The 18791-nt window shown below is 60.4% G+C and carries 21 protein-coding genes and 1 riboswitch; of the genes, 7 read left to right on the forward strand and 14 right to left on the reverse strand.

Translation table 11 applies throughout. The features are described from left to right. Window positions 1–21 precede the first annotated feature (21 nt). From CQ012_RS04825 to thiO, 7 genes are all read right to left on the reverse strand, one after another. Window positions 22–459: a hypothetical protein gene (locus tag CQ012_RS04825; RefSeq protein WP_105657541.1), complete on the reverse strand. Its 438-nt coding sequence runs from the start codon at window positions 457–459 to the stop codon at window positions 22–24. Continuing rightward, window positions 440–2347: a translational GTPase TypA gene (typA, locus tag CQ012_RS04830; protein ID WP_105657542.1), complete on the reverse strand. Its 1908-nt coding sequence runs from the start codon at window positions 2345–2347 to the stop codon at window positions 440–442. The genes CQ012_RS04825 and typA overlap by 20 nt, the downstream gene beginning before the upstream one ends. Before the next feature lie 147 nt (window positions 2348–2494). Further along, window positions 2495–3037, reverse strand: coding sequence for a GNAT family N-acetyltransferase (locus CQ012_RS04835; RefSeq protein ID WP_181148843.1), 543 nt, complete (start codon window positions 3035–3037; stop codon window positions 2495–2497). A 67-nt stretch (window positions 3038–3104) separates the two neighbouring features. Then, on the reverse strand, window positions 3105–4250 hold the full coding sequence (gene moeB / locus CQ012_RS04840; RefSeq protein WP_105661521.1) for a molybdopterin-synthase adenylyltransferase MoeB: 1146 nt from the start codon (window positions 4248–4250) through the stop codon (window positions 3105–3107). Further along, window positions 4247–5068, reverse strand: a complete 822-nt coding sequence (locus CQ012_RS04845; protein WP_105661522.1) for a thiazole synthase — start codon at window positions 5066–5068, stop codon at window positions 4247–4249. The genes moeB and CQ012_RS04845 overlap by 4 nt, the downstream gene beginning before the upstream one ends. 2 nt (window positions 5069–5070) lie before the next feature. Next, a complete protein-coding gene (gene thiS, locus CQ012_RS04850) occupies window positions 5071–5316 on the reverse strand; it encodes a sulfur carrier protein ThiS (protein WP_105657546.1) in 246 nt (81 codons plus the stop codon). A 26-nt stretch (window positions 5317–5342) separates the two neighbouring features. Continuing rightward, entirely contained in the window at window positions 5343–6440 is a 1098-nt protein-coding gene (gene thiO, locus CQ012_RS04855; RefSeq protein WP_105661579.1) for a glycine oxidase ThiO, read from the reverse strand. Further along, a riboswitch (TPP riboswitch) is annotated at window positions 6438–6542 on the reverse strand. Its footprint overlaps the gene before it by 3 nt. Before the next feature lie 10 nt (window positions 6543–6552). Here thiO and CQ012_RS04860 point away from each other — a divergent pair. Next, on the forward strand, window positions 6553–7581 hold the full coding sequence (locus CQ012_RS04860) for a GNAT family N-acetyltransferase (RefSeq protein ID WP_105661523.1): 1029 nt from the start codon (window positions 6553–6555) through the stop codon (window positions 7579–7581). A gap of 83 nt (window positions 7582–7664) precedes the next feature. Here the strand turns inward: CQ012_RS04860 and CQ012_RS04865 are convergent, their stop codons facing one another. From CQ012_RS04865 to CQ012_RS04890, 6 genes are all read right to left on the reverse strand, one after another. After that, window positions 7665–8885 carry a mechanosensitive ion channel gene (locus tag CQ012_RS04865; RefSeq protein WP_105661524.1) on the reverse strand — a complete coding sequence of 407 codons (1221 nt, stop codon included), beginning with the start codon at window positions 8883–8885 and terminating at the stop codon, window positions 7665–7667. Window positions 8886–9179: 294 nt separating this feature from the next. Continuing rightward, window positions 9180–9611 carry an OsmC family protein gene (locus CQ012_RS04870; RefSeq protein WP_105661525.1) on the reverse strand — a complete coding sequence of 144 codons (432 nt, stop codon included), beginning with the start codon at window positions 9609–9611 and terminating at the stop codon, window positions 9180–9182. Window positions 9612–9642: 31 nt separating this feature from the next. Further along, on the reverse strand, window positions 9643–10077 hold the full coding sequence (locus CQ012_RS04875; protein ID WP_181149015.1) for a GNAT family N-acetyltransferase: 435 nt from the start codon (window positions 10075–10077) through the stop codon (window positions 9643–9645). Window positions 10078–10198: 121 nt separating this feature from the next. Next, complete coding sequence (locus CQ012_RS04880; protein ID WP_181149016.1) at window positions 10199–10993, reverse strand: alpha/beta fold hydrolase; 795 nt, start codon at window positions 10991–10993, stop codon at window positions 10199–10201. After that, window positions 10984–11703, reverse strand: a complete 720-nt coding sequence (locus CQ012_RS04885) for a lysoplasmalogenase (RefSeq protein ID WP_219844348.1) — start codon at window positions 11701–11703, stop codon at window positions 10984–10986. Before CQ012_RS04885 ends, CQ012_RS04880 begins: the two co-directional genes overlap by 10 nt. 60 nt (window positions 11704–11763) lie before the next feature. Beyond that, on the reverse strand, window positions 11764–12450 hold the full coding sequence (locus CQ012_RS04890) for a VOC family protein (protein ID WP_105661528.1): 687 nt from the start codon (window positions 12448–12450) through the stop codon (window positions 11764–11766). Window positions 12451–12725: 275 nt separating this feature from the next. On the opposite strand from CQ012_RS04890, the gene CQ012_RS04895 reads away from it, so the two are divergent. The 3 genes from CQ012_RS04895 to CQ012_RS04905 all read left to right on the forward strand — a co-directional run bounded on the left by CQ012_RS04895 (window position 12726) and on the right by CQ012_RS04905 (window position 16344). After that, window positions 12726–14837, forward strand: coding sequence for an NAD(P)/FAD-dependent oxidoreductase (locus tag CQ012_RS04895; RefSeq protein WP_219844349.1), 2112 nt, complete (start codon window positions 12726–12728; stop codon window positions 14835–14837). Between the two features lie 116 nt (window positions 14838–14953). After that, on the forward strand, window positions 14954–15853 hold the full coding sequence (locus CQ012_RS04900; RefSeq protein ID WP_105657553.1) for a GNAT family N-acetyltransferase: 900 nt from the start codon (window positions 14954–14956) through the stop codon (window positions 15851–15853). Next, on the forward strand, window positions 15850–16344 hold the full coding sequence (locus CQ012_RS04905; RefSeq protein WP_105661530.1) for a DinB family protein: 495 nt from the start codon (window positions 15850–15852) through the stop codon (window positions 16342–16344). The genes CQ012_RS04900 and CQ012_RS04905 overlap by 4 nt, the downstream gene beginning before the upstream one ends. Here CQ012_RS04905 and CQ012_RS04910 read toward each other — a convergent pair. Further along, on the reverse strand, window positions 16341–17078 hold the full coding sequence (locus tag CQ012_RS04910) for a hypothetical protein (RefSeq protein WP_146112272.1): 738 nt from the start codon (window positions 17076–17078) through the stop codon (window positions 16341–16343). The genes CQ012_RS04905 and CQ012_RS04910 overlap by 4 nt on opposite strands. A 150-nt stretch (window positions 17079–17228) precedes the next feature. On the opposite strand from CQ012_RS04910, the gene CQ012_RS04915 reads away from it, so the two are divergent. From CQ012_RS04915 to CQ012_RS04925, 3 genes are read left to right on the forward strand one after another with little or no spacing between them, the layout of a single operon-like run. Further along, a complete protein-coding gene (locus CQ012_RS04915) occupies window positions 17229–17660 on the forward strand; it encodes a hypothetical protein (RefSeq protein ID WP_105661531.1) in 432 nt (143 codons plus the stop codon). A gap of 5 nt (window positions 17661–17665) precedes the next feature. After that, a complete protein-coding gene (locus CQ012_RS04920) occupies window positions 17666–17953 on the forward strand; it encodes a transcriptional regulator (protein WP_105657557.1) in 288 nt (95 codons plus the stop codon). A 41-nt stretch (window positions 17954–17994) separates the two neighbouring features. Continuing rightward, complete coding sequence (locus CQ012_RS04925) at window positions 17995–18612, forward strand: NAD(P)-dependent oxidoreductase (RefSeq protein ID WP_105661532.1); 618 nt, start codon at window positions 17995–17997, stop codon at window positions 18610–18612. Window positions 18613–18791 lie beyond the last annotated feature (179 nt).

An 18791-nucleotide genomic window follows, 5' to 3' on the forward strand; every position in this document is an offset into this window, starting at 1 on the left:
TGGGAAGAGCTCCTTCTGTTTTCAGTTCTGGCGTTGTTGCTTGCGCAGCACTCGCAAGGAGCACAGCAGGGCAATCACCGATGGAATAACCATTCCATACATCCACAAGGCCGAGGCCAGCGTTGGCCCGGGCAGGTACTTGTAGTACTCCATGCCCAAGATCAGCTGGTCATCGCCCACATAGGAAATCAGGCCAACGGTCACATAGCAACCGATGAACCCCAGCGCACCGGCCCACAGCTTCGATGAAGAAACCGCAGCCCAGTACACCAGAACCCCGAGCAGGAGCCAGGCCAGACCCACACCCCAAACCAGCGGGATGTCGTTTCCGACATAGCTGATGGAGGCGTGGATTGCGGTCCCGAATAATCCTGCTGCCACGGCGGCAACAACACCGCGCCAGAGCGCGGAGAAGTTGCTGCCGAGGGATTTGCGCTTATTAGGAGCGAGCGCGTGCACGGGTAGCCTTGGCACGGTCGTTGGCGTTCAGCAGAACCTTGCGGATGCGGATGGCTTCCGGGGTAACCTCAACGCACTCGTCTTCGCGAGCGAATTCGAGCGACTCTTCCAAGGTCAAGTTACGTGGTGGGGTCAGGTTCTCGAACGAGTCCGAGGAAGCAGCACGCATGTTGGTGAGCTTCTTTTCCTTGGTGATGTTCACGTCCATGTCGTCGGCGCGGGAGTTCTCGCCGACGATCATGCCCTCGTAAACCTCTTCGGTTGGCTTCACGAAGAAGTTCATGCGCTCCTGCAGGTTGATCATCGCGAATGGAGTCACAACGCCTGAACGGTCGGCAACGATCGAACCGTTGATGCGGTATTCGATTGGGCCTGCCCATGGCTCGTAGCCTTCAGCCAGCGAAGCAGCAATGCCGGCGCCGCGGGTTTCGGTCATGAAGCGGGTACGGAAGCCGATCAGGCCACGTGCTGGAACCATGAATTCCATGCGAACCCAGCCGGTGCCGTGGTTAGCCATGTCGGTCATGCGGCCCTTGCGCGATGCCATCAGCTGGGTGATAGCACCCAGGTACTCTTCAGGTACGTCGATGGTCATGCGTTCCATTGGCTCGTGAACCTTGCCGTCAACCATCTTGGTAACAACCTGTGGCTTGCCAACGGTCAGCTCGAAGCCTTCACGGCGCATCTGCTCAACGAGGATGGCCAGTGCCAATTCGCCACGGCCCTGGACTTCCCAAGCATCTGGACGCTCGGTAGGCAGGATGTTCAGCGAAACGTTGCCGATCAGTTCCTTGTCCAGGCGATCCTTGACCTGTCGTGCGGTGACCTTGGCGCCCTTGACCTTGCCAGCCAGTGGCGAGGTGTTGATACCGATGGTCATCGAGATCGCAGGTGGATCAACGGTGATCAGTGGCAGCGGCTTAGGGTTCTCAAGGTCGGTGAGGGTCTCGCCGATCATGATGTCTTCGATACCGGCAACTGCAACGATCTCGCCTGGACCAGCTTCGTCAGCTGGAACGCGGGTCAGGCCCTGGGTGGCCAGCAGTTCGGTGATCTTGACCTGCTTCATGGTGCCATCCTGGCGGGCCCAGTTAACCTGCTGGCCCTTGCGCAAGGTGCCGTTGATCATGCGCAGCAGCGCCAGGCGGCCAAGGAATGGCGAAGCGTCAAGGTTGGTGACGTGGGCCTGCAGGACTTCACCTTCGGTGTAGGTCGGTGCAGGAACGTGCTTGATGATGGTCTCGAACAGTGGCTCAAGATCTTCGTTGTCCGGCAGGGTGCCATCGCCAGGCTGGTTCATCGAAGCGTAGCCGGCCTTGCCCGAGGCGAAGACGACAGGAACGTTCAAGATTGCGTCCAGATCCAGATCCGGAGCTTCGTCAGCCAAGTCCGAAGCCAAGCCCAGCAGCAGGTCCATGGAGTCGGAGATGACGCCATCGATGCGGGAGTCGGGACGGTCGGTCTTGTTGACCACGATGATCACTGGCAGGTTGGCGCTCAATGCCTTGCGCAGCACGAAGCGGGTCTGCGGGAGCGGGCCCTCGGATGCGTCAACGAGCAGAACCACGCCGTCAACCATGGACAGGCCGCGTTCCACCTCGCCACCGAAGTCGGCGTGGCCTGGGGTGTCAATGACGTTGATGGTCATCTTCTTGCCCTCGGCTGCTGGGCCGTTGTAGAACACGGTGGTGTTCTTAGCAAGAATGGTGATGCCCTTCTCGCGTTCCAGCTCACCTGAGTCCATCACGCGATCTTCGGTTTCACCATGGCTGTCGAATGCGCCAGTCTGCTGGAGCATGGCGTTGACGAGGGTGGTCTTGCCGTGGTCAACGTGCGCAACGATGGCTACATTGCGAAGTTCATCGCGAGTAATGGTGTTTGCTGACATGCGTGAAGGCTCACTTCCGCTCGAAAATTTGGGTCTGTGGAGTCGGGGCCAAAGTCGACCCAACAATCCAGTTTACGCGCTCGAGACTCATAGTCTGTTGATCTGTGTCAGAACATACAGGAATTTCATGTATCTGTCGCAAAGAATTCAGCGGATTAACCGCGTTGGCATCCAAAAACGCAGCTTGCTAGGCCCAAAGTTGACTTCAATTTCCGGGAGTTCAGCGTCTAGCAAGCCGCCGCATTTTTCTATGGTGGATTTTGAACCGATGTTATCGGAATCACAGGTAACCAGCGCATGTTCAATTCCTGATTCGCGAAGTTCCTGCAACCCGAATTTGCACAGTTCCTGTGCCACACCACGGCGACGATACTCGGGAACTACACCATAGCCGATATGTCCGCCGACCTGAAAAAGGCTCTCGTTGATTTCATATCTGACGGAAACCCGGCCCACCAGGTCCCCCTCGTCAAAGGCGGCGAACAGCGCCGAGCGAACCCAGCCTTCTGGAATGTGCTCGCCTCGGCGCCCTGCCTTCATCCGGTAGATATAGTCCTCCCAGTCCTCGGCTGCAGACCAAGTCGGCAAGAACTCGAAGTCTTCGCGAAGCATCAAGTGGTGGGCGTCGATTGCCTGCTGTTCGTCCTGGCTTTCCAATTCACGGATCTCCAGCGTCTTTCCCAACGTCATAGCGCCAGTATGCCAGAGCGCCTCCACTTCCCACCGGTGAATTGCGCGCCAAAGATGCGCCTGAGCCCTAGTAGGCCACCTGCTGGCCCCGCACTTGCCTGGCCCATTCCACGGTTCCGCCGCTGAGGCTGTAGACGGCAATGCCTGCATCCCGACCGGACATGGTGATCCGCGCTGCCTGCTGCGAACGGGCACCGGTTTTGCACACGAATACGACCGCCGAAGCGCTGTGCGCGAGCTTTCCCAGTCCCCGTTCTTTGAGCTGCGCGAGCGGAAGGTGCTGGCTGTGCGGGATCGCTATGATGTCGCGTTCCCAGGATTCGCGCACATCCACCAGCAATACCGGTTCTTCCGTTTCCAGCTCCGCTAGCTGCTGAACCGTGAGCTCCGGGACATGCCCTTCGGCAGCGCAGGAAACCGGCTGGTACTCCCCCAGCCCGGTCACCGGCTCACGTTGCGGATCCCTGGCGAATTCGAGGGTCCGCACAGTGGCTTCCAGCGCATCATAGAGCCAGAGCTTGCCGCTCAGGGTGGTCCCGATTCCGGTAATGAGCTTCAGGGCTTCGGCGCACATCACCGAACCGATAACGCCGCACAGTGCGCCGAAGACTCCTCCTTCGGCGCAGCTGGGCACGGAGTCCGCGTCGGGGATTTCCGGAAAAAGATCACGCAGCATCGGGCCGGTGCGCGGATCGAAGACGGACACCTGCCCGGAGAACTGGAAGAGGGTTCCCCACACCAGCGGGGTGCCGGTGATTTCCGCGGCATCATTGGACAGGTACCGCGTGGCAAAGTTGTCGCTGCCGTCGATGACCAAGTCATATTCACTGAAAAGTGCCACGGCGTTGGATTCATCCAGCTTTTCATCCACGGTGATGATCTGGACGTTCCGGTTCTGCTCGTGGGCCATCCGCCGCACCGAATCCACTTTCAAGCGCCCTGCATCCTGTTGCCGGTGCATGGTTTGTCGTTGCAGATTGGACAGCTCGACGGTGTCATCGTCGATGACCCCGAGGGTGCCGATTCCCGCAGCGACCAGGTAGCTGGCAATGGGACTGCCCAGGCCCCCGGCTCCGATAACCAGCACCTTGGCGTTGGCGATGCGGCGTTGCCCTTCTTCTCCCACCCCGGGCAGGGACAAGTGCCGGGAGTAGCGCGCCAGCTCTTCCGGTTCCAGCTCCGCGCCGGGTGCGACCAGGGCTTCCCGGCTCACGAGAAGTCACCGACCAGGGTTTGCATCATGCCTTCGGCCGGCGATGAGGCCAGTGCGGTATCGCGGCGCGGGATCCGGCCAGCGAGCCGCGCGGCGCGCCCGGCACGCACAGCATCCTTCATGGCCCTGGCCATGAGCGGCGCGTTGTGCGCCCGGGTCACCGCACTGGCCAGCAGCACCGCGTCGCAGCCGAGCTCCATGGCCAGGGCCGCATCCGAGGCGGTGCCCACCCCGGCGTCAAGGATCACCGGTACCTGCGCGCGGGAGGCGATGGTGGAAATATTGTGCGGATTCAGGATCCCCAGGCCCGAGCCGATCGGCGCTCCGGCCGGCATGATTGCCGCAACCCCGGCGTCTTGCAGGCGTTGGGCAAGTGCCGGATCATCATTGGTGTAGGCGAAGACCTGGAACCCGTCGGCCACTAGTTGCTCGGTGGCCGCATGCAGTTCCAGCGGGTCCGGCAGCAGCGTGTGCTCATCGGCAATTACTTCGAGCTTGATCCAATTGGTTTCCAGAGCTTCACGGGCCAGGTGCGCGGTGAGGATCGCATCGCGGGCGGTGAAGCATCCAGCAGTGTTGGGCAGCGCAATCACGTTGTTGCGCTGCAGCAGTTCATACACGTTGCCTGCGCCGGCCGCCGAAAAGTGGCGGATGGCCACGGTGGTCAGTTCCGTTCCGGAGGCCCGCAGGGCGCTTTCCAGGGTGGTCAGCGAACTCGCTCCCCCGGTGCCGAGGATCAAGCGCGAGGACAAGGTGCGTCCGGCGATTTGGAATGGGTCGCTGTGGATGTCCAGCTCGGTGATGTTGCGCGTTTCCATGCCTAGCCTCCCTGGGCCGCGGTAACGAGTTCAATGCTGTGCCCTTCGGCCAGCAGGTAGCTATTCCAGGCGCTGCGTGGAACGACAGCGCCATTGACGGCGGCGGCAACTCCGAGCTTGCTGCCGTCAGCGGCCACCGAGTTGGCGTCCAGTTCCTTGCCGATTTGCGTGCTGATGAATTCGCGAAGGGTGGTTCCTTCGTCCAGGTTCAGTTGCCGTGAATTGAAATTGATGCCGATGCTTGTCATGGTTGCTGCTCCGTTCGGTGAGCGGTCTAGGTTGCGTTGGCAAAGCGGTGGGGATCCACAGCCTGGTGCAAGGGGTGGGATTGGTGGCCGTGGGCGAGATCCGCAGTGAGCGTTGCGCCCAGCGGAGCCAGCAGCACGCCGTGCCGGGAGTACCCGGTGCAGAGCAGCAGCCCTGGATCAAGGCGTCCAAGCAGCGGCCGGTCATCTGGCGTGGCGGGACGTGCCCGGGCCGTTGCCTCGTTCAGCGTGCAGTCGCTGATGCCGGGGACCAGCTTTCTCGCGTTGTCCAGCAGCAGGTGCATCGCGCCAATGTTCACCGCTTGTTGCCGGTCTTCACGGACGCTGGCGCCAAGGACGAGGCTGCCGTCCCTTCTCGGCACCAGATACACCTGTTCCCGGTGCACGATGCCGCGGATGGTGCGGGTGATGAGCGGCGGGCCTGCTGGTCCCTGGATCCGGAGGATGTCCCCGTAGACCGGGCGCAGCGGAAGTTCGTTCAAGCCATCGAGGGTGCCAAGACCGGTGGCCACGATGGTCTGCTCCGCTTCGAGGATTCGGCCCGATGCGGTCCGCACAGCGGTGGTCCGCTTCCCGTCGGTCACCAGTGCCTGCGCCCGTTCCTCGACCAGGTGCGGACGCAGATGCTCCAACAGGATCTTGACGATGGATCGAGGGTCGACCTGGTGGTCATCTTGGCACAGGACCGCGCCGGCAATATTGGCGGCCAAGGCTGGTTCGAGCTTGCGGGCTTGGCTGGGCAGCAGCTTTTGCGCTGACAGGCCGAGGGATATCTGCAGTTCGGCCAGCTCGTGCAGGGCTTCGCGGTCCGCAGGCTCTGCGGCGACAACGAGCGTGGAGTTCTGCAAGTAGTCCGGGCGTTGCCCGGTGGCCGATTCGATGCGCTCGATGAACTGCGGATAGGCGGCATTCGAGGCGGCAAGCAGCTGGTGCAGCGGGCCATTGCCCCAGACCGTTTCAGCTGCCGGGGCCAGCATTCCTGCTGCCGCGTAGCTTGCACCTTGGCCGGGTGCCGGATCGATGAGGGTGACGGTGTGTGCGCGTGATTCCAGCTCGAACGCGACGGCCAGGCCGATTATCCCGGCGCCAACAATGTTGACATGCACAAGGGCACGCTTCCTTCCTACGGCGGCATGACCCGCATCAGGTGTAGCGGTCGGCTCGGTGCCCTCTCAGCCTGGTCGATTCAGGCTCCCGCGGATTACAGCGATTATAAGCATGATGCAGCTCATAAAGTCGAACTTCATTGAACGCAGTTCCGTCATCTTCTGTGATGTACTTGCTGACATGGCATTCCATGACTTCCCTATCGTGCTTCCCCAAGGTTCTGCGCTATCCAGCACCATCATCTCGTTGGAGCAAGAACTCTTGGAATCCAGCCAACGCCATAGCCAGGAGCAATTGCAGCGGCGCTTGCATCCTCGGTTCGCCGAGGTGGGAGCCAGCGGGCGAGTCTATGATCGCGAGGCCATCATTGCCCAGCTGGCCCGGGAGCCGGCACGGGATGCCGGGGCGTTGAAAGTCGAAAGCCCGGTGGCTCTCCAGCTTTCAGACCAGCTGGTGCTGCTGCGCTGGAAGCTGCTCGCCGGTTCCCCCAGCGAACGCAGTTCACTGTGGATCCATGAGCAGGGCCGCTGGCAGCTGCTCTTCCACCAGGGCACGGCCGCCGCTCATCCGCAGCCATCCGCAGGACCGGAGGAAGCCGTGCATGCCGACGGTGAATTCTCGGTGCGCCGGCTGCGCCTTTCGGATGCCGAAGCGGTCTACGAGGCATTTTCCTCGAACCCCGACATGTTGCGCCAAGGCGACGCCGATTCCCCGCAAAAGGCTGAGTCGTATGTGCGCGCACTGCTGGAGGCCGGGGAACGCCAGCAGGCGTTGGCCGTCGCATATCGGGATCGGCTGGTGGGACTGGTGTGCGGTACGGTAGACCCGGCCAATCGGAACGCGTGGATTTGGTATTGGATGAACCAGAATTACCGGGGCCGGTCGCTGGCCACCCGCGCCGTGGCAACCTTAGTGGATTACCTGTTCGACGAGCTGGGACTGTACCGCTTGGAGCTGGGCTTGCGGGCAAATAATCCCGGGTCGAAGCATGTGGCAGAAAGCAACGCCTTCCTGCACGAAGGTGTCGAACGGGGCAAATTCCTGGTTGCCGGAGAACGCATCGATGTGCACACCTACGCACGGTTGCGTACCGATGGCGGCTCTGCGGTCATGCCCTTGCCGTGGGGCACGCAGCAGTAGCTTGGCGGGCATCAAAAAAGTCGCGGAATCCGGTCTTGGATTCCGCGACTTCTTATCTGTCCCTCAGGTTTTGTGATGCGTGGTTAGATGCCTGGGCTCGATGCCGGTGGCGTCGAGTCCGGGCCATTGGTGGTCTGTTGGGCCTCCATCTTTTTCAGCGTGCGGGCCGCAGCATCACGACCGCCGAGGCCAAAGGCCAGAGCCGCTGCCAATGCTGCGCCAATGACGATTGCGCCGAAGGCCATGTTGATGATCGAATCGGCGATACCCATGTACTTCAGGCCCATCGCCACGAACAGCGCAATTGCCGTGTAGCGGATGATCTTCGAAGCAGTAGTGTCACCCAAGAAGCGGCCAATGACGTTGGCGATGACGAAACCTGCGGCGATAATTGCTGCGCCGAAGAGGATCTTGCCGCCCAAGGCCAGGATCTCATTGAGGATATTGGTGATCGCTGGGAAGTTCAGCATCTGGGCCGCCATCACACCGAAGAACAGCACGATAGCAATCTTGACGATGCCAGCGATGATTCCCGAAGCGCTCTTGCCCTCGGGAACTACGCCCCACTGGGCAACAACAGTGTCGGTACCCACGCCGTGGAGGGAGGATTCAAGTAGCTGCCCGACGAACTTGGCAATCAGGATACCCACGGCCAAGAGCACCAAGGCCATGATGACCTGCGGGATTGCGGTGAAGACCAGCTGCAGCATCTGCTGAGCAGGTACCGAAATTGCCGCGATGCCCAGAACCTGTAGGGCTGATATTGCGACGACTAGCAGGATCAAGGCGAAGACGATGTTGGCAATGATGTCAACGATCTTCGCTTGGGATTCGCGAGACTGAACTTCATCTACTGGTTCGTTGCCTGGGGTGACCTTGCGGACCAGTCCGCTAAAATCGACAGTTCCCAAACCGGTCCTCAGCAGCTGGCGAACAATATTCGCGATGACGTAGCCAATGAAGAAGATGAAGCCCGCACCGATGAGGTTGGGGATGAAGGCCATGACGCCGCCGAGCATGCCCTGCACCGGCGATAGCACTTCGGATAGAGCGAAGACTTGCAGGATTGCCACGAGGCCGAAGAGCCAGACAATCAACCCCGCGACCTTGCCCAGGGATTGGCCTATTTGTTCTCCGTCATTGCCCTGCCTTTGCAGGAACTTCACCCTGTTCACCAGTTTGGCGGCAGCCCAACGAACTATGCGTGCAACTAGCCACGTAATGATGAGGATGATTAGCGCGATGCCAACCTTTTGTAGCATCGACGCCCAGTCGATATTGCCTAAAACGTTCTCAGACTGCATTGCTGCTCCTTCAACGTAGGGACAATCCGACCCTACGATGAAGGTTCTCCGCTGACTAGGGCAAAGACCCATGCTCCCAGCTTGAATCATTGGACTTTCACAGCTCGAATTGCGAAAAGCTGACTATATCCCGATGGATTCAACGAATTCCGAACAATAAGGCCCTACCGACAACCGATCCACGCAATATTAGAAAGTTCGCGGCTGCGTCCAAACCCGTGAATTGCCATGGAAGCTATTGCGGATTCAGCCATTGATCTTTATCAATCCGGCAATTACCGGAAGTCCCGCTACCTAGTTGATGACTTCGCTCCGCACGGAAGCACCCAGTTCAACGGTGCGGGAGACGGTGCAGTATTTGTCATGCGAAAGCTTGACGATGCGCTCCACCATGCTGGCTGCCTTGCGGCCTTCCTCGGTGTCGGGGAACTTCAAATCGAAACCAAGATGAATGTCCTCCATCCGGCTCGCCGAGTTCTCAGAGACCTTGTAGCCGCCCGCTTTGACTTCGAATTTCTCAGGCTCGCTTCTCCTGGTGGTCGCCACATCAACATCAATTGCGGAACACCCTGCGATGGCAGCAAGCAGCAACTCCACCGGGGTTAGCAACCCTTCGCCCTGGCCGAATTCTAGGCTGGCTCCCGATTCGAGGCTGGTGGCCTTGTACTTGCGTGCCTCGACGCGTTCGATGCTGACTTCACGGATCTCACGGCTATTTTCACTCATGAAACTATCGTGCCACGATCCAGGCTGAAGACTACACGTGGCGCAATACGACTCGTTGCGGCGACGATGCAGTTTCCCCGGGCACAGGCACGAATCCGCAGTCGCCAAAGAACGCAATGGCAGGCTGGCGCTGGCAATCGAGATGAACGCTGATCCCGGGAATGCTGGCGATGATTTCATCCAGCAGTATGCGGCCCACACCCTTCTGGCGATCAGTGTGCCTCACCCAGAGCAGTTCGATGCGTGTACTGCTCCATGCCGCAAAGCCAACAATGCGTCGACCATGCTGGGCAATCCTGACTGAGACCGATTGGCTATAGACAGCTTCCAGGGCGACGGCCACCGCATCAATATCAGCAGCCGAGAGGAAGTCTCCCCGGCGTTCCACCGAACTGCGCCAAATGTCGAGCAGGTCAGGCACTTCATCCACGCTCGACAGCTCGCGCAGCAGGAGAGTCTCTTCCATGCCATATTCCTTCATGCTCAAGCGAATCCGTACTTGCTGATTCGAAATGTAGCCGGGTGCCAGCGATTCCTCAAGTTTTCATGGATCGTTGCGGCACACCAGCATGCGGTTTTTCCCCGGCTTAAGCCGGCTCGTTCATGCGGCCCGTGCGGTGGGCCCAGTCCCGCAATTCGGCCGCGGCCTGCTCGGGCTGCTCAAGGTGCACGTTATGCCCTGCAGAATCAAGCACGCGGATCCTCATCGAGGGGTACCGGCGCGATAGCTGCTCGGGATCCCGGTATCCGGTGATGTGGTCTTGTTTCCCGCACAGGATGGTTACCGGAATATCCAGCTGGCGTTTACGCTCCACGGGCAGAGGATCCAGGAAGTAGCGCTTGGATAGCTTGGCCATAGAGCGCAAGTTCGCGCAGTCCAGCCCGGGCAGCACCCACTGCGCGAAGCTCTGCCACGCCTGCTGCGATTGCACCACGGCAATATCGGAGAATTGCTGTGCTTGGCGGGGATCTATCCGGGCCAACAGCCCGGGATCCTCTACGACTACCTGCGCTTCGGGCACAGTGCGCCGCGAGGCATCGGGAAAGACCACTGGGGCCAGGAGGAATAGTCCTTGGGTCTGGCCGGGAAACCTGTCGGCCATCTCCTGGCAGAGCAAGGCGCCAAGAGAGTTGCCCAGCAGTGCGAACGGCCCCTCTCCCGCGGTTTGCCTGATCAGTTCCTCCAACCAGTTTGCAAGTTCTGGCAGTCCCCCGGGGTTCCCTAGCGGTGGACAGGTTCCGAAGCCGGGCAAGTCGACGTAGTGCAAGTCGAAGATCTGCGCGTTGGCCAGCTCTGCTTCCAGCGGCTTGAGGATACGGTGGTCTACCCCGTTGCCATGCACCATGAACAACGGGATCCTGCTCTTTGGCGCTACTCGCATTTCACCGTGCTCTTCTCCTGTGCCTCGCGCTGGCTCGCAGCGTAGCTGATCATCCATTGGCCAGCTACGTAGGTGAGCATAATCCAGAATCCCATTCCGGGGACATCGATATCCGCAAATGAGCGCAGTGCGATCAAGGAATCGGAGAGGAAGAATATTGCGCCGCCGAAGCCTGCGATCGGACCCAGCCCGGTACTGAGGATGGCCATCATCATCAATGCCAAGCCATAGATGATCACCGGGGCGAGCAGCACTCCCGCACCGGGTAAGCAGAGGACCAGCAGCAGGGCAAATGCGGCAAGATAAGGAAGCGGCATCCACCAATGGCGCAGTATCGAAGATTTCCAGTATCTTGCCAGAGCGGCGATGTAGAAGAACTGCGCAACCAGGAATGCGCTAACCATGGCCAGGAATGCAGAATCGCCGTCCATGAACCGGGGCAAGGTGTCACCGACCCAGGAGAAGAAAAGGGCTATGAGCACCAGCCGGATCAGTGTGCCACGCGGCGAGGTGGTGAGGGCGAGAACCGTTCCTGCCAACAGCGGCATCAGCAGGATCTGCGTGGCGTCCGCCAGCAACCCCGAAGGCCAGAACAGTTGTGCCAGCAAATGGGTGGCAGTTGCGAGCAGGAGCGCCAGAGCCGCGATCCCGCGGCGTGACTGCCCCGGGATCACCGCAACGGTGTGCTCATTGCCTAGGTGTGGTTGCACTTTCTTCCTTGGGTAGTGCCGATAATTGCGTTTAGCGGCCTCGGGGCGTTGCCGGATCCGTCACCGGTTGGAAGCCGACGGGGCCAGGACGCAGAATTCATTGCCCGAGCGGTCCTGGAATACCCGCCATGGCAGCGTACCCCACGGACGGTCCAGTTCCTTGCCGCCCAATGCGCAGATGATTCCCAACGCGTCCTCCATGCTCTCGGCCTGTTCGAGACGCAGGTCCAGATGGATCGCATTCTTCCCCGCAGTCTTGGGTGAAGCTTCCCGGACAAGGACCAGCCGCGGGCCCGCGCCTGATGGATGAGCCAGAACCACTGGAGACCGCGCAACGATGTCCCATCCCAGCAGCTGCTTCCAGAATTCTGCATCTCCGGCCGGGTCAACGCAGGCCAGTTGCAGGGCTTCAAGCACCAAGCCGCTTGCGTCCTGGTCGTGGGCACGGAGCAGAAATTCGTTGCCTGCGGCATCGAGCCTGGACTCCATGGCATCCCGGTGCCGATCGCCAAGGCGTTCGCTGAAATGGGTGCCGGATCCGAGGATCAGGTGCACGCGCTGTTGAGCACGGTCCGGGTTCCGGACAGCGGGGAAGCACAAATCCAGGTATCGCGGTCCGGCCAGCTGCAGTCGGGTTTCATAGCCGTCGGCGTTATCGGTCAGCATCTGGCACTTGAGCAGGACCTCCCAGAATTCCCCTTGCTGTTTCGGGCTTTCGGCATCGAAGACGATATTTTCCCAGTACATGCTTCCAGCTTACCGCTGGGGTGATTCCGGTCACTTCGCGCATTCGTTGAACCGGCCAATAATATCCACATATGGAAATTGATTATCGTTGACTTAGGCAATGGAAACAAGAATTCTTTTCGCAGGATTTCCATAAGAATTAGTTGCAATGCTAATTTCTAACACCATGATGACATGCTTGAATTTGAGCAAGTTGTTTATCTTAGTGCCATTAATTCCAATTCCAAGATTCTCCTGGCGGAAATTGGAGCATTTTCCGCCGGTATTATGTTGCCATGAGCAACACGGATTTTCCCCACCTGATGTCAGAAGGCCGGATCGGGCCTATGAGCACCGCCAACCGCATTGTCCTTCCCGCTATGGACATGAACGTTTCCGAAGGCGGTGAAATAGAGCAGTCGGAAATCGACCACTATGTCGCGCGTACCGCCGGCGGAGCCGGACTTGTCATCACCGGCGCATGCGCTATCGCCTTCCCTTACGGAGCGGCCTCGATGAAAGAACCGGGACTGTCAGAGGACAAATACATCCCGGGCATCAAGGCACTGGCCGACGCCATCCACGCTGCAGGCTCCAAGCTGTGCATCCAGTCCACCCACCATGGCAAGGTAGCGCGCGTAGACACCGCCAACGGACGTCCAGTCATGGCGCCGAACAAGCCGGACTACAGCTACTCCATGAGCGCGCTGGCCGACTGCACCCCCGAGGAACTCGCGAAGATGGGTGCTGCCACCAAGGGCAAGCAAGCCAGCTACCACGAGATGGCCCAAGAGGACATCGACTGGCTGATCGCCGCATGGGCCGACGCGGCAGAACGCGTAGCCAAGGGCGGAGCAGACGCCATCGAGATCCACGCGGCGCACGGATACATCCTTGGCGTCTTCTTGAACCAGCGCGATAATCTGCGCACCGACCAGTACGGCGGCTCGCTGGAGAACCGTGCCCGCCTGGCCTGCCAGGTCATCGCCGCCGTCAAGGAACGTGTGGGAGATTCCTTGGCGATCCTGGTGCGCGTAGCCGGAGAGGAATACGGCCAGGAAGGCGCGTTGAACCTTGCCGAATCCATCGAGGCGTCCAAGATGTTCGAAGCCGCAGGCGCTGACGGCATCCACGTGACCGGTTGGGGACGCAACCCCTTCGACAACTTCACCGACGGGCCGCTGCCGAACAAGGTCGGGGCCTACCTGGAGAATGCCGCAGAGATCAAGAAGCATGTTTCCATTCCGGTGATCGCCGTGGGCCGCATGCTCCCGGACATTTCCGAGAAGGCGATCGCCCAGAACAAGGTGGACTTCGCTGCCATGGGACGCCAGCTGCTGGCCGACCCGGAGCTTCCCAACAAGCTGCGCGACGGAAAGCTTGACCAGGTGCGCCCATGCATCAATTGCTACCTGTGCGTGGCGGAGAACTTCTTCGATGACACCCCGTTCTGCGCAGTGAACCCGGCACTGGGTAACGAGAAGCTGCTGCCGTTGAAGCCGGCAAGCGCCTCGAAGCATGTGGTTGTCGTTGGCGCGGGCCCTGCGGGCATGGAGAGCGCACGCGTGCTCACCGAGCGCGGGCACCGGGTGACCATCGTCGACAAGGCCGACCGCTTGGGCGGAACCATGTGGTTCTCCACCATGACCACCCCGGATAACGAGCGCCTGCTGCGCTGGTTGAAATCCGAGCTCAAGCGCCTGCGGGTTGCGGTGAAGCTCAATACCCCAGCCACCGCGGAAACCATCCGCGGGCTGAACCCCGACCACGTCATTGTCGCTACCGGCGCCGTGCGCCCGAAGCCGGACATGCCAGGCGGCGACCTGCCCAACGTGCAGACCGGCGACACCCTGCGCGCCATGATGCTGGGTACCGCTACAGCCGAGGAAGCCGGACTGGTGCTGAACACCATGGGCAAGCTCGGACGGCTCTCGGGCTTGACCAAGTCCCCGGAATTCGTCCGCCAGTTCACCAAGTTCTGGCTGCCGATGGGCAAGGACGTTGTAGTCATCGGCGGCTCGCTGGTGGGACTGGAACTGGCCGAGTTCCTGGCCGAGCGCGGCCGCAACGTCACTCTGGTCCATGAGAGCCGGCAGCTGGGCTTGCCGCTGGCCATGCCGCGCCGCTGGACCGCCGTCAAGGAGAATCTCGCGCATGGCGTCAAGATCCACCGCAATGTCTCGGTCACCCGCATCACCGAGAAGACCGTGGAATGGACCGAAGGCGAAGAGCAGTTCAGCGCCCCGGCCGACATGGTCATCTACGCCGATGGCACCACCAGTGCCGCGCCGGTAGCCGATCAACTGCGCGGTGCCGGATTCAGCGTCGATGTCATCGGCGATGCCAGTGCGGTCAACTACATCCACGGTGCCGTGTATTCTGCGTGGAAGGCCACCGCCAACCTGTAGTCCGATGCAACTTGCACGCCCATAGGCAGCGGGCCAGCAGCATCCGGCGGATGCTACTGGCCCGCTGCCTGTCGCGAATTCTTGTCCCATGGCAGGCCCAGTGATTGAATGGGGCAATGGGCCTTAGAATGCTTACCCCCGCCGCGGCGCAGGTTGCCGACCTCGTCGATGAGCTCGCCAGCTGGCAACGCGATGGCCTGCCCCTGCAGCTGCATCCCGGGGATGTGGGCTGGTACGCAATGCGGGGTCTGGAAATCACTGCGCAAAGCCTGCGGGTCTGGGCGGATCGCGAATCGATTTATGCCATTGGCCTGCTCGATGGCCCGGATCTCATGCGAATGGCCCTGCATCCGGACTACGTCGGCATCCAGCCGCTGGCCGAGCAGATCCACACCGACCTCCTCTCGCCGCAACAGCGGATCTTCCCTTCCTCATCCGCCAGCATCGAAGCCCGCGGCGCGACGGCCTTGGGCCAGGTCCTGCAGGCCAACGGGTGGGTTCCGGGCGAAGCATGGACTCCCTTGCGCCGTTCGCTGGACACTCCGGTGCATCTGCCGGAGCTTACCTTTCGGCGGGTCGATTCCGCCCAAGCCAGCCAATGGATGGAAGTCCACCTCAATGCCTTTCGCGGCGCCGATTTCTCAGCAGAAGACTTGGCGCGTGCGGTGCAGCGCTGGCATACCATGGCCAGTACTCCCATCTATGCCCAGGGGCAATGCCTGACCGCCTATGACAGCGACATGAACCCGCTGGCTGTCGCAGCGGTCTGGTCTGCTGGTCCCGGACGGCCAGGGCTGCTGGAGCCCATCGCGGTGCATCCGGCATCCCGCGGCCAGGGGTACGGCACGGCGATCAGCCTGGCGGCCGCTGCAGAACTGCGATCCATGGGAGCATCCAGCGCCTTGGTATGCACTGCCAGCGACAACACTGCCGCCGTTGCCACCTATCTCGCCGCCGAATTCATTGCCGATAACGAATCCTGCGACTGGCATCGCGGGAAGAACGAGGAATCATGAAAGTCTCCGAGCTCCTGTCAGACTTGGCCCAGCGGACAATTGACGCGGCACGCGCGCTTCCGCAGCTGGGCAATGAACAGCTCAACGCGCACCCGGGCAACCACCCCAACTCCATTGCATGGCTTCTCTGGCATTCAGGGCGCGAAGCAGATATCCAGCTCTCGGCGCTGAGCGGTCAGCCTGAACTCTGGGAGCAGTTCCGGGACCGCTTCAATTTGGGCGAGCTCGGCGATTCGATGGGCTTCGGGCACAGCGCCGAGCAGGCTCGCTCGATCATCGTCAACGACCAGCAGCTGCTCCTGGACTATTTGGAGGCGTGCTTTTCCGCGCTCGGCGGCTACGCCTCAAGACTGCGCGAGGACGAACTCGACGAAATCATTGATCGAAGCTGGGACCCGGCGGTTACCCGTGGGGTGCGCTTGGTATCGATCATTGACGACGCCTCGGTCCATGTCGGGCAGGCTGCCTATGCCGCTGGCGCCTTGGGCTAGGCTGCAGGCAGGCTTTTGGCCCTCTTGGCGATCCACCAGAAGATCACCAGCTGGAGCACCAGTACGATAGCCGAGATGCCGGCATCGCCCCATCCCATCGAATACCCAGCCTGCAAGGTCCCGATTCCACTGGCTACTGGGTAGAACAGCGGCCACAACACCGCGAGGTTGCGCATCATGGCAAAGGCAATCGCGAACAAGATCGCGAAAACACCGAATCCTGCTGCAGCTGCCACCGGAACCGAACCGAGGTGCTGAACCATGAAGCCGAGGCCAGTCAGCGCAATAGCTGGCAACCATCCGAAAGCGCGTTCCCACCGCAGATACAACCATCCAAAGACAAAGAACGGTTCCCACAAGACCAAGAAGTTCGCCGCCAGATGGCTTGCGATATCGGCGCCACTGGCGTTGGCCAAGGTGACCAGCTGGTAGGCGGACCCGGCACCCAGCACCAGGGAAATAGCGAGGGATGCCAGCAGGAGTTTTCTCGTGATCCCCACCCCTGCAAGAGTCTCTCGGCGCCGGTGCAGCACCGTCCAGAGAGGGACAAAGGTTCCGAAGACCAAAATGCCGAGCCAGAGAAAAAGGCTATCAATCGCGGTCCCCGCGTAGTAGCACAGGGAAAACGCCAGCAACGTGGCCAAGGCAATGAGCGTATCGGCTTCAGGTCGCCACGCGAATGCACTCCGACGGTGATCCATGGCTGTTTCAGATCGAGCAGAAAAAGCATTCATGTTGACGTGCCTCGGTGCCGTGGGTGGTTTAGCTGGCTCCGTCCGAGAATAGCAGTTCCTCAACCGTCCGATCATAAAAAGCATGAACAGATACGGAATTGAAACAAAATACTACTTGCAAATATTGCAACTAGTTGCAAAGATTGAGGCATGAGCCAAGATTCCAGTTCATCCACCCCGCTATCGCCCGGCAAGGCGCAGCAACTGCTGGGCTCGGTCCCCCACCGCCCCCGCCGAGAACTCAAGGCCGTCGATCATGCGATAGCGATCTTGGTCGTTGCCGCATCATTGGCGGCAGGACTGCTGGCGCTGTCCGGATACGGATGGATCGCCGTAGCGCCAGCAATCATTGCCTTATTGTCAGCGAATCACTGGTTCGCTGCGCGGCAGCGCCGCATCAATGAACCGCGTTATCCCGGTGCCCGCACGATCCTGGCCATTTTTGCCACCTGGTTGCTCCTGCCTATTTGGCGAAGCATCGTCCATCATGAAACCGCACCTTGGCCTGAAGCGCTGCTGCTGGGAGGCTTCGCACCGATGCTGTGGCTTGGCTACTATCTCTTCCTGTTAATTCGGCGCTGAGCTCCATGAATTACCAAGAACTTGATCCCTTGCTTCTGGCGCCCAAAAGATTCGTTACGCTGGCGCATCTGAGCCAAGTAGAACAGGCGGATTTCGCTGGACTCCAAGCAGCCACGGGGCTGTCCACCGCCGACCTTTCAAAGATCCTCAAGGATCTGGAAAATCGTGAACTAATCCACCTGTCAAAGGAACGCAAAGACCGCTACGGCATCACCCTCGTGTGCCTGTCGGAGAGTGGCCAGCGCACCTTCAAGAAACTGATGAAAACTCTCAACCGTATTGCGGGAGAATAGTGCGGGGCACCTGATGCCTTCACGCTTCAAGGAAAGAACTCATGAAACTCGTTATTATCGGTGGCAACAGCGGAACCGGCGCTGCGCTGGCTAAACTCGCTCGCCAGGCATCCCATGAAGTTACCGTCGTCTCGCGAAGCGGTTCCCGCACCGCGCATGGGCAAATAAATCAGCTCAACGGCGATGCCTCTGATCCTGAATTCGCGGTGCAGGCGATTGCCGGCGCCGACGCCGTAGCTATCACCGTGGGTGGCAGCAAGGGAAGGAAAAATGCCCGCACCAGCGTGACACGCAGTGTTATCCACGCGATGCAGGCGAACGGTCCCCAGCGCCTGCTGATCCAGTCTTCCCTGGGCGCCGGAAACTCCGGTTCGCAACTTCCCGGCGTCATCGGTCTCATCTCCAAAATGCTATTGGCCAAGCCTTTGGCCGACCACACCGAGCAGGAAAAGCTAGTGGAAGATTCTGGCTTGGATTGGAGCATTGTGCGCCCCACCGGATTGGGCAGCAAGCCTGCCCTCGGCAAGTGGACCGCACTGCAAGTTGGTGAACCAGGCCGGCTGGGTGGAAGCATCACGCGTGATGATCTTGCCGCGTTCATGCTCGAAACACTTCAAAGCAACCAGAGCATCAGCAAGGCCTACGGCATCAGCAACTAATTCGGCTGCGGAAAGCCAGGGGCCCTTGACACCCGTTTGGTGCGGGCCAGTCCCGGCAATGCCGGAGCCTGCCGCCAAGGCTAAATACCCTGACGGCAGATTTTCCAACTATTCACAGAACACAAATGTCCTGAGAGGTGCCGGGCTGTGCCCGGGTTGCCGTTCCTCGATGCAACCAG

The sequence above is a fragment of the Arthrobacter sp. MYb214 genome (assembly GCF_002979865.1).
Lineage (GTDB): Bacteria > Actinomycetota > Actinomycetes > Actinomycetales > Micrococcaceae > Glutamicibacter.